The organism is Streptomyces filipinensis (assembly GCF_014649495.1).
GTDB lineage: Bacteria > Actinomycetota > Actinomycetes > Streptomycetales > Streptomycetaceae > Streptomyces > Streptomyces filipinensis.
In genome coordinates this window covers 156,138-171,115 of sequence record NZ_BMTD01000006.1, presented here as the reverse complement: position 1 = coordinate 171,115, position 14,978 = coordinate 156,138, and the positions used below count along the sequence as shown (strand labels likewise).

The 14,978-nt window shown below is 72.8% G+C and carries 10 protein-coding genes and 1 tRNA gene; 7 read left to right on the top strand and 4 right to left on the bottom strand.

Going from position 1 to position 14,978, the window contains the following annotated elements; all coding sequences use genetic code 11:
* Window positions 1-2 precede the first annotated feature (2 nt).
* Window positions 3-740: a hypothetical protein gene (locus IE244_RS16200; RefSeq protein WP_191874231.1), complete on the bottom strand. Its 738-nt coding sequence runs from the start codon at window positions 738-740 to the stop codon at window positions 3-5.
* A 47-nt stretch (window positions 741-787) separates the two neighbouring features.
* Between IE244_RS16200 and IE244_RS16195 the strand changes: the two genes are divergently transcribed.
* Window positions 788-976: a DUF5703 family protein gene (locus IE244_RS16195; protein ID WP_043407302.1), complete on the top strand. Its 189-nt coding sequence runs from the start codon at window positions 788-790 to the stop codon at window positions 974-976.
* A 101-nt stretch (window positions 977-1,077) separates the two neighbouring features.
* On the opposite strand, the gene IE244_RS42985 is transcribed toward IE244_RS16195, so the two are convergent.
* From IE244_RS42985 to IE244_RS16180, 3 genes are all read right to left on the bottom strand, one after another.
* Window positions 1,078-2,064 (bottom strand): chaplin family protein, encoded by a 987-nt coding sequence (locus IE244_RS42985; RefSeq protein ID WP_191874230.1) that lies wholly within the window; start codon window positions 2,062-2,064, stop codon window positions 1,078-1,080.
* Between the two features lie 193 nt (window positions 2,065-2,257).
* A complete protein-coding gene (chpH, locus tag IE244_RS16185; RefSeq protein WP_031162172.1) occupies window positions 2,258-2,491 on the bottom strand; it encodes a chaplin ChpH in 234 nt (77 codons plus the stop codon).
* A gap of 146 nt (window positions 2,492-2,637) precedes the next feature.
* A complete protein-coding gene (locus IE244_RS16180) occupies window positions 2,638-3,963 on the bottom strand; it encodes a M20/M25/M40 family metallo-hydrolase (RefSeq protein ID WP_191874229.1) in 1,326 nt (441 codons plus the stop codon).
* Window positions 3,964-4,178: 215 nt separating this feature from the next.
* Between IE244_RS16180 and IE244_RS16175 the strand changes: the two genes are divergently transcribed.
* The 6 genes from IE244_RS16175 to polX all read left to right on the top strand — a co-directional run bounded on the left by IE244_RS16175 (window position 4,179) and on the right by polX (window position 14,963).
* Window positions 4,179-4,266: transfer RNA gene (locus tag IE244_RS16175), tRNA-Leu, on the top strand.
* Between the two features lie 75 nt (window positions 4,267-4,341).
* Entirely contained in the window at window positions 4,342-6,450 is a 2,109-nt protein-coding gene (locus tag IE244_RS16170; protein ID WP_191874228.1) for a DUF8426 domain-containing protein, read from the top strand.
* Window positions 6,434-7,717, top strand: a complete 1,284-nt coding sequence (locus tag IE244_RS16165) for an McrC family protein (RefSeq protein ID WP_191874227.1) — start codon at window positions 6,434-6,436, stop codon at window positions 7,715-7,717. Before IE244_RS16170 ends, IE244_RS16165 begins: the two co-directional genes overlap by 17 nt.
* A 208-nt stretch (window positions 7,718-7,925) precedes the next feature.
* Window positions 7,926-11,786 (top strand): Pls/PosA family non-ribosomal peptide synthetase, encoded by a 3,861-nt coding sequence (locus IE244_RS16160; RefSeq protein ID WP_191874226.1) that lies wholly within the window; start codon window positions 7,926-7,928, stop codon window positions 11,784-11,786.
* 108 nt (window positions 11,787-11,894) lie between these two features.
* Window positions 11,895-13,232, top strand: coding sequence for a M1 family metallopeptidase (locus IE244_RS16155; RefSeq protein WP_191874225.1), 1,338 nt, complete (start codon window positions 11,895-11,897; stop codon window positions 13,230-13,232).
* A 9-nt stretch (window positions 13,233-13,241) separates the two neighbouring features.
* Window positions 13,242-14,963 (top strand): DNA polymerase/3'-5' exonuclease PolX, encoded by a 1,722-nt coding sequence (gene polX / locus IE244_RS16150; protein WP_191874224.1) that lies wholly within the window; start codon window positions 13,242-13,244, stop codon window positions 14,961-14,963.
* The last annotated feature ends 15 nt before the right edge of the window (window positions 14,964-14,978 follow it).

Sequence of the window (14,978 nt, the reverse complement as noted above, 5' to 3'; positions counted from 1 at the left end):
GCTCACTTGTCGGAGTCCAGCGGCTCCAGAGCCTCGTCCTCGACGAACTCGAGATCCTCGTCCTCGTCCGCTTCCTCGCCGTCGCCCTCGTCGTCCCCTGCGCCTTCTTCGTCCTCGTCGCCCTCGTCGTCCTCTTCGTCGAAGACGGCGCTGACGTCGAACCGGCACACGATCTGCTGCGGATCGACGTGCTCGAACGGCGTCTCCAGCCATTCCCCGGCCTCGGGCGCCTCGTCCGTCGCGGTGACCCAGAGCGTGGAGTCGCCCTCCTCCAGGCCGAACTCCTTGTGCCGGGAGGCGATCTCGTCCGGTTCGAACTCCCCGAACAGGATGCCCAGTGCCCCGGGAACCGTGCCGCCGGCGTCCTCGGCCAGTCCGCCGGCGGCCGAGTACTCCGCCGCCTCGACCCGCTGGGCCTGCGCCAGCAGCCGCTGGGGTTCCGCCACGGCGTAGTCGCGGCGGATCAGCACGCTGATCGCGTGGGGTTCCTCGGGACCCGCGTACGGCGGCAGCTCCTCCGCACCGGGGATCTCGAAGGGCGTGACCTCGTCGTAGCGGTCGTAGAGCAGCTCGTCGTACACCTCGGCGGCCGCGGCCAGCTGGTTGAACGCCTCCAGGACGGCGGGGTCGTCCTCACCCGACCTGCGTTCGACCGCCGCCAGATGACGGTCGAGCGCGGTCTTGATCGCCTCGGCGGCGGCGCGTACCTCGGCAGCGGTGGGCTGCGCAGCATCAGACATAGTGCAGACGCTATCCGTACCGGGCCCCAGCCCGCACAATAGATGCGATGCCGGAATACGAATTTGTCGACGTGTACGTGCCTCGCGGGGTGTCCCGCAAGGAGGCCACACGCCTGCTGACGGACCATGCCGAGTACGGACACTGGGAGTTGGACCGACTGAGCCTGCTGCGCGACGGCAGCCGCAAGGTGCGGTTGCGCCGGCGGATCATCCGCCAGGTGCGTGCCACGTGGTGAGGTCGGCGATCTGAACCGGAGCGGGCCCCGTCCGACATGGCGGGGCCCGCTCCGTTCACCGCGCTGTGTGCGTCACCGCACCGCGCGCTCGGCCGTGCCGGCTACGCCGAGGCACGGGCCTTGCGGTAGAGCACCGCGCCCGCGAGCAGCGCGCCCGCGCCGACCGGCAGCACGAGGTCCAGCGGCAGTTCGCTGCCGGTGTGCGCCAGCTGCGCGTTGGTCAGCGGCTGGGTGGAGCGACCGCCGTGCTGCGTGACATGGGTGGACCCATGGGGCCCCTGGGGCGTGTGACCACCCTTGCCGGGCGGGGTGGTGGGGGTTCCCGGGTGACCGGGATGTCCCGGTTGACCAGGGTGACCGGGCTGACCCGGATGACCGGGCTGACCCGGCTGGCCCGGGTGACCGGGCTGGCCCGGATGACCCGGGTGACCGGGCTGGCCCGGGTGGCCCGGCTTGCCGGGCGGGTTGCCGTGACCGCCGCCGCCGTTGGTGCAGTCGTTGCCCGCGGCGGCGTTGCCGACCCCGATGACGTCCACGCTGTTGCCGCAGACGTTCACCGGGACGTCGATCGGCACCTGCACCGTGTTGCCGGAGCCGACGCCCGGCGAGCCTCCGGTGTGGCCGCCCGCGTGCGAGCCGCCGGAACCGCCGGAGCCACCGTGGTTGGCACACGTGTTGCCCACGGCCGGGTTGAACAGCCCGACGACGTTCACGCTGTTGCCGCAGACGTTCACCGGTGCGTCGATCGGCGCCTGCACGGTGTTGCCGGAGCCGACGCCGGGCGAGCCGGCGGTGTGGCCGCTCGCGTGCGCGCCACCGGAACCGCCGTGTCCCCCCGAAGCTCCGCCGTGGTTGGCGCATGTGTTGCCCGCGGCCGGGTTGAGCAGCCCGACGACGTTCACGGTGTTGCCGCAGACGTTCACCGGTGCGTGCACCGGTGCCTGCACCGTGTTGCCGGACAGCACGCCGGGTGAGCCGGCGGCCGCACCGGCCGCGCCCGCGTCGGCGTGGGCATAGCCGCTCGCGGCGGCGATCACACCGGTGGCGGCCGCCATCGTCATCAGGCCCTTGCGGGTGCCCTGTCGCATTCTGGTTTCCCCTGCCTTCGATCCTGCTGTGCCTGCCTCGCGGATGCGTTGCGCCTGGCGAGGCATTGCGTTGCGTTGCCTTGCGAACCTCGCGGCTCATGTCTCCGCGTGAGAGACCAGTCGGCCCCGGAGCGCATGGCGCGCGCTCCGGGGCCGACGGCTCGAAAAAGACGCCCCCCTCAGGAGGTCGTCGTCACTTGTTGACGCAGGTGTTGCCGAAGGCGGGGTTCAGGAGCCCGATCACGTTGACCGTGTTGCCACAGACGTTCACCGGGACGTGCACGGGCACCTGAATGACGTTGCCGGAGACGACGCCCGGCGAGTGCACGGCGGCACCCTGGGCTCCGGAGTCTGCGACGGCGAGGCCCGCGCCCGCGAGAACCAGCCCACCGGTGGCAGCCGCAGCAGCGACGACCTTCTTGATCATTATTCCTCCTTGTTGGCAATGCGACCCCAAGGTGCGGAGTCACATCACCTGTAACGAGGAGGAACTAATGAAGCTACGAACCGATCGTCGCATTCACCCGTTCCAGGCGATCTCGTACGCTCGGCCGAATACCTCGGCCCAGGGCCTCACGACGCGTCGATGAACCGGTCCAGCACGCGCACGCCGAACTGCAGCCCGTCCACCGGCACCCGCTCGTCCACGCCGTGGAACATCCCGGCGAAGTCCAGCTCCGGCGGCAGCTTCAGCGGGGCGAAGCCGAAGCCGCGGATGCCGAGGTCGTCGAAGGACTTGGCGTCCGTGCCGCCGGAGAGCATGTACGGGATGGCCTTGGCCGTGGGGTCCTCGGCGAGCAGCGCGGACTGCATGGCCTCCACCAGCGCCCCGTCGAAGCCGGTCTCGACCGCCTTGTCGGCGTGCACGTCCTCGCGGCGGACATGGGGTCCGAGCAGCCGGTCGAGGTCGGCGAGGAACTCCTCCTCGTGGCCCGGCAGGAAGCGTCCGTCGATGTGCGCGGTGGCCTCGCCCGGGATGACGTTGACCTTGTAGCCGGCGTTCAGCTGGGTGGGGTTGGCGGTGTTGCTCAGGGTCGCGCCGATCAGCTTGGCGATGCCGCCGAGCTTGGCGAGGGTGGACTCCATGTCCTCCGGGTCCAGCTCGGTGCCGAGCGCGTCGCCCAGTTCGTCGAGGAAGGCCCGGGTGGTCTTGGTGACCCGCACCGGGAACTTGTGCCGTCCGACCCGGGCCACGGCCTCGGACAGCTCGGTGATGGCGTTGTCCCGGTGGATCATGGAGCCGTGCCCGGCGGTGCCGGCCACGGTCAGCTTCATCCAGTGCATGCCCTTCTCGGCCGTCTGGATCAGATAGAGCCGGCGCTGCTCGTCCACCGTGAAGGAGAAGCCGCCGACCTCGCTGATCGCCTCGGTGACGCCCTCGAACAGCTCGGGGTGGTGGTCGACCAGGTACCGGGCGCCGTAGGTGCCGCCCGCCTCCTCGTCGGCGAGGAACGCGACCACGACGTCCCGCGGGGGACGCCGCCCGTTCCTGAGCCGGTCGCGCACGACCGCGAGGGTCATGGCGTCCATGTCCTTCATGTCGACGGCCCCGCGCCCCCACACGCACCCGTCGGCGACCTCGCCGGAGAACGGGTGGTGGGTCCAGTCGCCGGCGTTGGCCGGTACGACGTCCAGGTGGCCGTGGATCAGCAGTGCGGGCCGGGACGGGTCCTCGCCCTCGATGCGGGCCACGGTGGAGGCGCGGCCCGGGTGCGACTCGTAGATCTTCGGCTCCAGCCCGACCTCGGCGAGCTTCTCGGCGGCCCACTCGGCGGCCTGGCGCTCGCCGGGGCCGGAGTGGTCGCCGTAGTTGCTGGTGTCGAACCGGATCAGCTCGCGGCAGAGGTCCACGACCTCGTCCTCGCCGGTGACGCCCCTGGCCGTGTCCGTCTCGCTCACGTGCTTCCTCCCGCGCTGTCGCTGCTGGTGGTCCTCCTCATCCTCCCTCTCCCCCGCCCGCCGCCCAAGACCGGTCCCGGCCCGTCACACGCCGTTCATGCGCGACCGGTCCGGGGGCGGGGTGTGATCAGCCACCCCCGAAAGCCTGGTAATGTTTCCTTCGTCGCCGCGAGGGAAACCCCGCCGAGAGGAATCTCCCGCACGACAGACACCTTGTCCGGGTGGCGGAATGGCAGACGCGCTAGCTTGAGGTGCTAGTGCCCTTTATCGGGCGTGGGGGTTCAAGTCCCCCCTCGGACACCAGTGAGGACCCCTGCGAAAGCAGGGGTCCTTCGCGTTTCCGCCCCCCGCCGCGCCGCCTGGGTGGATCATGGCCCGGTGGCGGACGAGAAGCGTGTGGAAGCGACGGCGCGGGAGTTCGACCGGAGCGTGGTCTCGGAGGCACTGGCGCGTGCCGAACAGGACCGGCTCAAGGTCGTCGAGCGATTCCCGCTCGAACACTGGCCCCGTCTGCCCCTGCACCGGTACGCGCTCGGCACGCCCGACGACCTCGGAGACGGCCCCCCGTTCTGCTGGCTGATGGAGTACGGGACGGACGCGCTCGGCAGCATGCGCGGGGGCAGCGCGGCGAAGCACATCATCTACCGGAGCAGGCGCAGCGGTGAGTGGCGCCTGCCGGGGCCGCTGCAGTACGCGAGCCCGCAGGAGGCGTGGGAGGAGGTGCGCGGGGAGTTCGTCGCCGCGTTCGCCGCAGCGGGCAGCGGGGACTTCCGCGCCCTCGACGACCTCCATGTCCTGTCCTACGGGCAGGCGCTGGTCACCAAGGCCCTGGCCGCCTACTTCCCGGACGCCTTCCTGCCCATCTACTCGGCCTCCCACCTCCGCCACTTCACCGACCTGCTGGGCGGCACCGGGCACCAGGCCTACGGGAACGTCCGCTCCTGGCAGGCCAACCGGGATCTGCTCGCTCTCGTGCGCGGCCGGCCGGAGTTCGAGGGCTGGCACCCCGTGGAGGTCATGCGTTTCCTGTACGGCGCGTTCTCGCCGAAGCCCCGGCGCCGGGACGTCTGGAAGATCGCCCCGGGGCCGGGCGCCCGCCTGTGGGAGGAGTGCCGGGAGGGGCGGCACATCCGGGTCGGCTGGGACGAGGTCGGCGATCTCGGCGACTACGAGAGCGACACGGAACTCAAACAGGCGCTGGACGGCCTCTGGCCGCAGTCGGCGGGCGGGAACCTGCGGCTGGCCCGGCAGCTGCTGGCCTACCGCGACCTCGAACCGGGGGACGTCGTCGTCGCCAACCGCGGCAAGTCGGAGGTGCTCGCGCTCGGCGAGGTCAGCGGCGGCTACACCTATGACAAGTCGTACGCCGAGTACCGGCACACGGTTCCCGTCGCCTGGGACGAGAGCTACGCCCAGGTCTTCCCGTCGCCCGAGAACGCCTGGCAGCCGACGTTCGCGAAGGTCCCCGAGAAGCTCCTGCGGCGCATCCGGGACGCGCGCGAGGCCGCGGCCCCGCTGCCGGCGGAGGCTCCCGGCGCGGTCCAGGACGTGCTCGACGCGCTGAGGCACAAGGGCCAGGTGATCCTGTTCGGTCCGCCCGGCACCGGCAAGACCAGGCTGGCCCTGAGTGCCGCGCTGGCGCTGGCCGGGCGGGCCGACGCCATCGACGCACCGCCCGCCGAACGCGCGGCCGCCGTGGCGGGACTGCTTCCCGCCCCCGGGGCCTTCGAGGTGACGGAGCTCTCCCTGGTCACCTTCCATCCGTCGTACGGCTACGAGGACTTCGTCGAGGGATACAAGCCCGATGCGGACTCCGACCAGGCGGGGCTGAACCTCAAGTGGCGCGCGGGGATCTTCCTGCGGATCTGCGCGGCGGCCTGGAAGCGGCCCGACCAGACGTTCCTGCTGATCATCGACGAGATCAACCGGGGCGACCTGCCGCGCGTCCTGGGCGAGCTCGTCACACTGCTGGAGACCGACAAGCGGGCGATCCCGGTGACCCTGCCCATCAGCGGACGGCAGGTCGCCGTTCCGCACAACGTCCGGATCATCGGCACGATGAACACCGCGGACCGCAGTGTGGGCCATCTGGACGCGGCGATCCGGCGGCGCTTCGCGTTCCTGGAGGTGCCACCGGACCTGGACGCGGTCGAGGGTTCCGTGGGCGCGCTGGACCTCGCCGCGTTCCTCGCCGGACTGAACACGCGGCTGGTCCGCGAGTTCGGCCCCGACCACCAGATCGGTCAGGCCTTCCTGCTGCGGGAGGACCGGCCCGTGAGCACGGAGGAAGAACTCGCCGCGGTCTTCTACCACGACATCGTGCCGCAGATCGAGGACCACGGGATGGGCCGGCCAGAGCCGTTGCGGGCGGTTCTGGGCGACCTCGTCGACCCGGAGTCCGGCCGCATCGCCCGTGTCCCGGCGCAGGACCTGCCCAGGAAGCTGGCGGCCGAGTTCACGGAGCCGGACGATGCCGTCGAGCGGTGAACGCCCTCGGGGGCCCAGGGACGTGCCCGTCGAGGAGCACCGGTCCGTCTTCCTCGCACGCGACGAACTGACCGAGGCCGACCGGCGGGTGCTCGCTCCGCTCGTGGCCGGCCGACGGCTCGTGCTGCGCGAGACCCGCACCGGCTGGCAGCTGGAGGCCGTCTCCACGGTCGGGATCCTCCGGCTGGAGCGCGTGCGTCTGATCGTCACGCCGAAGATGGCCATCTCCGGTGCCCGGCTGATGTCCTGGCTCTGTTACGCCCGCGGCATCCCCGTGCCGCACGATCCCACGCCCAGGAAGTGGCTGACGGGCCGGGCCGGTTACGCGGCCGTCGTCCCGCACGCCCTGCTCACCGAGTGCCGGGCGCTGCTCCAGGAGGGGCTGCGCCGCGACTACCTCCGCACGGAGCAGGTGCAGCCGGTGCTGCGGGGGCAACTGGACCTGCGGGCGCAGCTGTCGCGGCGGTACGGCGCCGTGGACCGGCTCCATGTGCGGACCTTCGAGCGGCGCGCGGAGACCTGGGAGAACCTGGTCTGCTCGGCGGCGCTGCACGCGGCGATACCGCTGGCCGCGGACCCGGCGCTGGCCCGGGCCCTGCGGGAGACGGCCGGGCACTTCCCCCGGCCACGGCCCGGGGTGGCGGCGTCCCGGCTGCTGGCCCGCGCCCGCTACACCCGGCTCAACTCCCGCTACCGCAACGCCCACACGTGGGCGCGGTTGGTGCTGGGCGGTGGTGGGGTCACCGACCTGCTGAGCGACCGGGGTCTGCCGTCGGGGAGCCTGCTGCTGTGGATGGACCGGCTGTGGCAACTGGTCGTGGAGCGGATGGCGGCGCGGGCGCCGGCCGAGTGCGGCGGGCGGAGCGTGACCGTCACGGGCGGGCGCGCCATCAGGACGCGGGACGAGGCGGGCCCGTACCGCAAGCCCTTCGAGCCGGACGTCCTGCTGCGGTTCGAGGATCCGCGGGAGCGTTTTCTGCCCGTCGACGCCAAGTACATCGGGTACGACGGCAGGCGGCTGAGCGCCGGGAACCGTCATCAGCTCCTCACCTACATCGCGGGGTACACGACGTCCGACGCCCCCCTCGCCGTGCTCGTCCACCCCTCTCCGCAGGACGCGACGAGCCGGACCGTGCGCGTCGACGGGCCGCGCGGGCACCTGGGGACGATCAGGGTCCTGGGCATCGACACCCGGCTGGGCCCCGAGCAGGCGGCACAGCCGCTGCGGGACCTCGTCGCGGAGTTCGCGGCGGGCGGCGGCAGTTGACGGTCCGCACGGATCGCCCGCTGTGACCGTCCCCTGACGGTGTGTGGGGCATCTCTCGTCCGCCGTGAAGACCGGCAGGTCAGCGTCCCCGGGCGGGCAGGTCCGCCTCACCCGGACGGCCCTCCCGGGCGGCTGCTCGCGGGGCCGGAGCCTAGCGTCGTACTAATATTTCCGGCTTGTCACTCAGCCGGACCGACGTGAGGACCCGATGGCAGCCACAGACGAGAGCAGCGCTCTCGGCCTGCTCGACGAAGAGATCCGCGCGCAGTTCGGCGACAGGGCACGTTTCTCGGCCGGGCCCGCCGCCTCGCCACGCACGCTGGTCGACGTCTTCGACGCGACCGTGCGGTCACACCCGGACGAGCCGGCGCTGGACGACGGTACGACGTGTCTGACCTACCGTGCGCTGGCCGGCGAGGTGGAGCGGCTGCGGCAGCGGCTCGCCGCCGCCGGGGTCGGGCGCGGGGACCGGGTCGGGGTGCGGGTCCCCTCCGGGACCAACGAGCTGTACGTCGCGATCCTCGCCGTACTCGCCGTCGGCGCCGCCTACGTGCCCGTCGACGCCGAGGACCCGGACGAGCGGGCCGCGCTGGTGTTCGGGGAGGCCGAGGTGCGGGCCGTCCTCGGGGCCGGGCACAGCCTCACCGTCCAGGGGGCGTCCGGCTCCCCGGCCGCCCGCCCCGGCATCGAGGAGGACGCCTGGGTCATCTTCACCTCCGGGTCCACCGGGAAGCCCAAGGGCGTGGCCGTCACGCACCGCGGCGCCGCCGCGTTCGTGGACGCCGAGGCGGCCCTGTTCCTCACGGAGGAGCCGATCGGGCCCGGCGACCGGGTCATGGCGGGGCTCTCCGTCGCCTTCGACGCGTCCTGCGAGGAGATGTGGCTGGCCTGGCGGTACGGCGCCTGTCTGGTGCCCGTGCCCCGGTCGCAGGTCAGGAGCGGTGCCGATCTCGGGCCCTGGCTGGTCGAGCAGGAGATCACCGTCGTCTCGACCGTGCCCACGCTGGCCGCGCTCTGGGAGCCCGAGACCCTGAACGACGTACGGCTGCTGATCTTCGGCGGCGAGGCCTGCCCGCCCGAGCTGGCGCAGCGGCTGGTCACCGAGGGGCGCGAGGTGTGGAACACCTACGGGCCGACCGAGGCGACCGTCGTGGCCTGTGCGGCACTGTTGACCGGCGAGGAGCCGGTCAGGATCGGGCTGCCGCTGAACGGCTGGGAGCTGGCCGTCGTCGACGAGGCCGGGGAGCCGGTGCCGATGGGCGGCAGCGGGCAGCTCGTCATCGGCGGTGTCGGGCTCGCCCGGTATCTCGACGCCGAGAAGGACTGCGAGAAGTACGCGCCGCTGCCGGCCCTGGGCTGGGAGCGGGCCTATCGCAGCGGTGACCTGGTCCGGGCCGACCCGGAGGGGCTCGTCTTCCTCGGGCGGGCCGACGAGCAGATCAAGCTGGGCGGGCGGCGGATCGAGCTGGGTGAGGTGGATGCCGCGCTGCAGGCCCTGCCCGGCGTCGCCGGGGCCGCTGCCGCCGTGCGCACCGCCCGCAGCGGCAACCAGCTGCTCGTCGGTTACGTCGTCACCCAGGACGGCTGGGACCAGGCGGCCGCCGTGCAGAGGCTGCGCGCCGAGCTGCCGGCCGCGCTGGTGCCGCTGCTCGCGCCGGTCGCCGAGCTGCCCACCCGTACGTCCGGGAAGGTGGACCGCAACGCCCTGCCCTGGCCCCTGGAGGGCGTGGAGGCCCCCAGGGCCGAGCTCTACGGCACCGAGGCGTGGCTCGCCGAGCAGTGGGCGGAGGTCCTCGGCATCCCGGTGACCAGCGCCTCGGACGACTTCTTCGCGATCGGCGGCGGCAGTCTGGCGGCCGCCCAGCTCACCACCCGGCTGCGCACCCGCTACCCGAGCGCCGCCGTCCTCGACCTCTACCAGCAGCCCACCCTGCGCAAGCTGGCCCGGCGCCTGGAGGCCTCGGTCCAGGACGACGGCAGGGCCCGTACGGTCGCGCGGGTCCCGGTCCGCGCCCAGGCGGTCCAGCTGCTCCTGCTTGTCCCGCTGGTCACCCTGCTCGGGCTGCGCTGGACGCTGGTGCTGGCCGCCGCCGGGAACCTGCTGCCCGGCTATGCCTGGCTGCCGACCGCGCCCTGGTGGCTGCTGGCGGCCGGCGGTCTGCTGTTCTTCACCCCGCCCGGCCGGATCGCGCTCGCGGCGGGCGGCGCGCGGCTGCTGCTGCGCGGTGTCGCGCCCGGGCGCTACCCGCGCGGCGGGAGCGTGCATCTGCGGCTGTGGACGGCCGAGCGGCTGGCCGAGGTCAGCGGGGCCACGGAGCTCACCGGATCCTGGCTGGAGCGGTATGCGCGGGCGCTGGGCGCCAAGGTCGGCCAGGACGTGGACCTGCACTCGCTGCCGCCGGTCACCGGCATGCTCAAGCTGGGCCGGGGCGCGGCCGTCGAGTCCGAGGTGGACCTGTGCGGGTACTGGCTGGACGGCGACCGGCTGGAGATCGGCGCGGTGAAGGTCGGCGCGCACGCCACGGTCGGCACCCGCAGCATGCTCTTCCCGGGCGCCCGCGTCGGCAAGCGGGCCGAGGTGGCCCCGGGCTCGGCGGTCGGCGGGCAGGTCCCGACCGGTCAGCGGTGGGCGGGCGCGCCCGCGGTCAAGCTCGGCAAGGCCAAGCGCAACTGGCCGAAGGAGCGGCCGCAGCGCGGCACGTACTGGCGGGTGATGTACGGCGTCGCGGGCATCGGGCTCGGTGCCCTGCCGGTGTGCGCGGGAGTGGCCGCGCTGCTGGTCGCCGGGGTCTTCGTGACGCCCGGCGGCTCGCTCGCCCAGGCTCTGCGCGGGGCCGCGGTGGGGCTGGTCCCGGCCACGCTCGCCTACGGGCTGGCGTACGCGCTGCTGATCCTGGCCGGTGTACGGCTGTTCAGCCTGGGGCTGCGCGAGGGCACACATCCGACGCACAGCCGGGTGGGCTGGCAGGCGTGGACGGTGACACAGCTGATGGACCGGTCCCGGCAGGCGCTGTTCCCGCTGTACGCGGGGCTGGTCACGCCGGTGTGGCTGCGGCTGCTGGGGATGCGGATCGGGCGGGGCGCCGAGGTGTCGACCGTGCTGGCGCTGCCGAGCCTGACCACGGTCGGCGACGGGGCGTTCCTGGCCGACGACACGCTGACGGCGCCGTACGAGCTGGGCGGCGGCTGGGTGCGGGTCGGGCGTGCGGAGATCGGCCGGCGGGCCTTCCTGGGGAACTCCGGGATGACCGCGCCGGGGCGGAGCGTGCCGGACGGCGGTCTGGTCGGCGTGCTGTCGGCGACGCCGAAGAAGGCGAAGAAGGGCACCTCGTACCTGGGGCTGCCACCGGTGAAGCTGCCGCGCAGCGCGTCCGGCGGGGATCAGAGCCGTACGTACGACCCGCCCGCCCGGTTGCTGTGGGCGCGCGGGCTGGTGGAGCTGTGCCGGATCATTCCGGTGCTGTGCGGTGCGGCGCTGGCCGTGCTGACGGTGGCGGCGCTGTGCGCGCTGGGCCGGTGGGCGTGGGCCCTGTCGGGTGGGGTGCTGCTCGGGGCGGGTGCGGTCGCGGCGGTCGTCTCGGTGCTCGCGAAGTGGCTGCTGGTGGGGCGGCACCGGGCGGGGGAGCATCCGCTGTGGAGTTCCCTCGTGTGGCGAGGCGAGCTGGCGGACACGTTCGTCGAGGTGCTGGCGGTGCCGTGGCTGGCCGGGGCCGTGCCGGGGACTCCGGTGATGACGGTGTGGCTGCGCGGGCTCGGCGCGCGCATCGGCAGGGGCGTGTGGGTGGAGAGCTACTGGCTGCCCGAGGCGGACCTGGTGACCCTGGAGGACGCGGCCACCGTCAACCGGGGCTGTGTGCTGCAGACGCACCTCTTCCACGACCGGATCTTGCGGACGGATACTGTGGTCCTCCGTGCGGGCGCCACACTGGGCCCTGGCGGGATCGTGCTGCCCGGCAGCACGATCGGGGCTCGTACGACCCTGGGTCCCGCGTCGCTCGTCATGGCCGCGGAATCCGTCCCGGAGGACACCCGCTGGCTCGGCAACCCGATCGAGGCATGGCGTCCCTGAGCGCGGGCCGCCGGGGGTCACCCGCCGAAGGGACGCGCCGGAGGCGTAAGGCGTCCGGGCGGGGCGCCGGCACGCAGTGGTGGCACAGCGCAGGGAGCAGACACAGCAGTGGCAGTTCAGCAGCCGGCCGGTCCGGACCCGTACTTCCCGGACAACGGTGACGCCCGCTACCGGGTGCACCGCTACGAACTCGTGCTGGACTACCGCCCCGGTCCGAACCGGCTGTCCGGCACGGCCCGGATCAACGCCATCGCCGGCCCGGCACCGCTCGCCGAGTTCCAGCTCAACCTCGCGGACTTCAGGATCGGCCGGGTGCGGGTGGACGGCCGGCAGCCGCACTACACGCACCGGGGCGGCCGGCTGCGCGTCCGCCCGGCCAAGCCCCTGCGGGCCGGGGCGGCCTTCACCGTGGAGGTGCACTGGTCGGGCAACCCCGGGCCGGTGCCCAGCCCCTGGGGCGGGCTCGGTTTCGAGGAGCTGGCGGACGGGGCGCTGGTGGCGAGCCAGCCGGTCGGGGCGCCGTCCTGGTATCCGTGCAACGACCGGCCCGCCGACAAGGCGTCGTACCTGCTCTCGGTCACCGCGCCGTCCGCGTACGCGGTGGTCTCGGGCGGGCGGCTGCTGACCCGCACGACGAAGGCCTCGACGACGACCTGGGTGTACGAGCAGTCCGCGCCCACGTCCAGCTACCTCGTCGGCCTGGCGATCGGCAGGTTGCAGACGGTGCTGCTGGGCGACCCGGGCCCGGGGGGTGTGCCGCAGCACGGGCACATACCGGCGCAGCTGCTGCCCCGGTTCTCCCGGGACTTCGCGCGGCAGCCCGCGATGATGGAGCTGTTCCAGGAGCTGTTCGGTCCGTACCCGTTCGACGAGTACGCGGTCGTGGTGACCGAGGAGGACCTCGATGTGCCGGTCGAGGCACAGGGGTTGTCGCTGTTCGGCTCCAACCACGTGGACGGCGCCCGGGGTTCGGAACGGCTGGTGGCGCACGAGCTGGCGCACCAGTGGTTCGGCAACAGCGTGTCGATCGCCGACTGGCGGCACATCTGGCTGAACGAGGGCTTCGCCAAGTACGCGGAATGGCTGTGGTCCGAGCGTTCGGGCGGCCGCGGCGCCCAGCAACTGGCCGCCGCGGCACACCGGTCGCTGGCCGGGCTGCCACAGGACCTGCGGCTGGCCGACCCGGGCCGCAGGTCGATGTTCGACGACCGGCTCTACGAGCGGGGCGGCCTGACCGTGCACGCGGTGCGCTGCGCGCTGGGTGACGACGCGTTCTTCCGTATGCTGCGCGACTGGGTGCGGCTGCACCGGAACGGGTCGGTGACGACGGGGGCGTTCGCCGAGCATGTGGCCCGGTTCGCCGACGAGCCGCCGGCGGGGCTGTTCGAGGCGTGGGTGTACGGGACGGCGCTGCCGCCGCTGCCGGTGCTCGGGGACCGTCCCTAGACTTGAGGGGTGGCCCGGCCCAATGACGAGGTCGAGGCGCTCCTGCGGGAGTACGCGGACCTCATCGCGATCACGGGAGGCGACGCCTTCAAGGCGCGCGCCTACGAGAAGGCGGCGCGTGCCATCGGCGGGTATCCGGCCGACATCGCGAAGCTGGACGAGCACGGGCTGAGGGAGATCCCGAACGTGGGCCGGTCGATCGCCGACAAGGTGATCGAGTACCTGCGCACCGGGAAGATGGCGGTGGTCGAGGAGCGCCGGGCGAAGATCCCCGCCGGGGTGCGGGAGCTGATCACGATCCCCGGTCTGGGCCCGAAGAAGGCGCTGCGGCTCTACGAGGACCTGCGCATCTCGTCGGTGAGCGAGCTGGCCGCGGCGATCGAGGCGGACGCGCTGGCCGATCTGAAGGGCTTCGGCGTGAAGACGCAGGACAACATCCGGCACGGCATCGAGCTGCTGCGGCAGGCGGGCGCCCGGGTGCCGCTGGCGCTGGCCCTGGACACCGCCGAGGAGATCGTCGCCGAGCTGGCCGGGGTGACCGGGTGCAAGCGCTGTGCGTACGCCGGGTCGCTGCGCCGGATGCGGGAGACCGTCGGGGATCTGGACGTCCTGGTCGCGGCGCAGCGGTCGGAGCCGTTCATGGCGGCGCTGTGCGAGCTGCCGGCCACCGCGGAGGTCGTGGCGCGGGGCTCGAAGAAGACGTCCGTGCGCACCGCCAGGGGCCTCCAGGTGGATCTGCGGGTGGTGCCGCCACCGTCGTGGGGGGCCGCGATGCAGTACTTCACGGGTTCGAAGGCGCACAACATCCGTACCCGCACCCTCGCCGTGCACCAGGGGTTGAAGCTCTCCGAGTACGGTCTGTTCCACGCGGAGAGCGGGGACTCGCTGGCCTCCCGCACCGAGGAGGAGGTGTACACGCGGCTCGGGCTGCCGTGGATCGCACCGACGCTGCGGGAGGACCGCGGGGAGATCGAGGCGGCCCTGCACGGCGAGCTGCCGGCGGTCGTGACCGAGAAGGACATCCGCGGGGACCTGCACACCCACACCGATCTCACGGACGGCCTGGCCCCCTTGGAGGAGATGGTGGCGGCCGCCGCCGAGCGCGGTTACGCGTACTACGCGGTCACCGACCACGCCCCCGGCCTCTTCATGCAGCGCATGACCGAGGAGAAGATCCTCACCCAGCGGGAGCGGCTGCGGGAGCTGGACGGCGCGCACCACGGGATGCGGCTGCTGCACGGCGCGGAACTCAACATCGATCCCGACGGCGGCGTGGACTGGCCGGCGGACTTCCTGGCCGGCTTCGACGTGTGCGTGGCCTCGCTGCACTCGCACTTCGACCTGGGCCGCGAGGCGATGACCCGGCGGCTGGTGCGGGCCTGCGAGAACCCGTACGTCCATGTCATCGGGCACCCGACGACCCGGCTGATCGGCAGGCGCCCGGGCGTCGACGCCGACTGGGACGAGGTGTTCGCGGCGTGCGCGCGCACCGGCACCGCGCTGGAGGTCAACGCCCAGCCGGACCGTCTCGACCTGCGCGACGAGGACATCCTGCGGGCCAGGGAGCACGGAGTGAGGTTCGCCGTGAACACCGACGCGCACTCCGTTCCGCATCTGGCGCAGCTGCGCTACGGGGTGGGCACGGCGCAGCGCGGCTGGCTCACCCGGGACGACGTGATCAACACCTGGCCGCTGACCCGGCTGCGCCGGTTCCTGCGCAAGGGCCGGTGAGGGAGGCCGTCAGGG

Excerpts from the sequence above, each read along its gene's own strand:
- IE244_RS16200 (WP_191874231.1), bottom strand. The coding sequence starts at position 740 with ATGTCTGATGCTGCGCAGCCCACCGCTGCCGAGGTACGCGCCGCCGCC.
- IE244_RS16195 (WP_043407302.1), top strand. The coding sequence starts at position 788 with ATGCCGGAATACGAATTTGTCGACGTGTACGTGCCTCGCGGGGTGTCC.
- IE244_RS42985 (WP_191874230.1), bottom strand. The coding sequence starts at position 2,064 with ATGCGACAGGGCACCCGCAAGGGCCTGATGACGATGGCGGCCGCCACC.
- chpH (WP_031162172.1), bottom strand. The coding sequence starts at position 2,491 with ATGATCAAGAAGGTCGTCGCTGCTGCGGCTGCCACCGGTGGGCTGGTT.
- IE244_RS16165 (WP_191874227.1), top strand. The coding sequence starts at position 6,434 with ATGCCGTCGAGCGGTGAACGCCCTCGGGGGCCCAGGGACGTGCCCGTC.
- IE244_RS16160 (WP_191874226.1), top strand. The coding sequence starts at position 7,926 with ATGGCAGCCACAGACGAGAGCAGCGCTCTCGGCCTGCTCGACGAAGAG.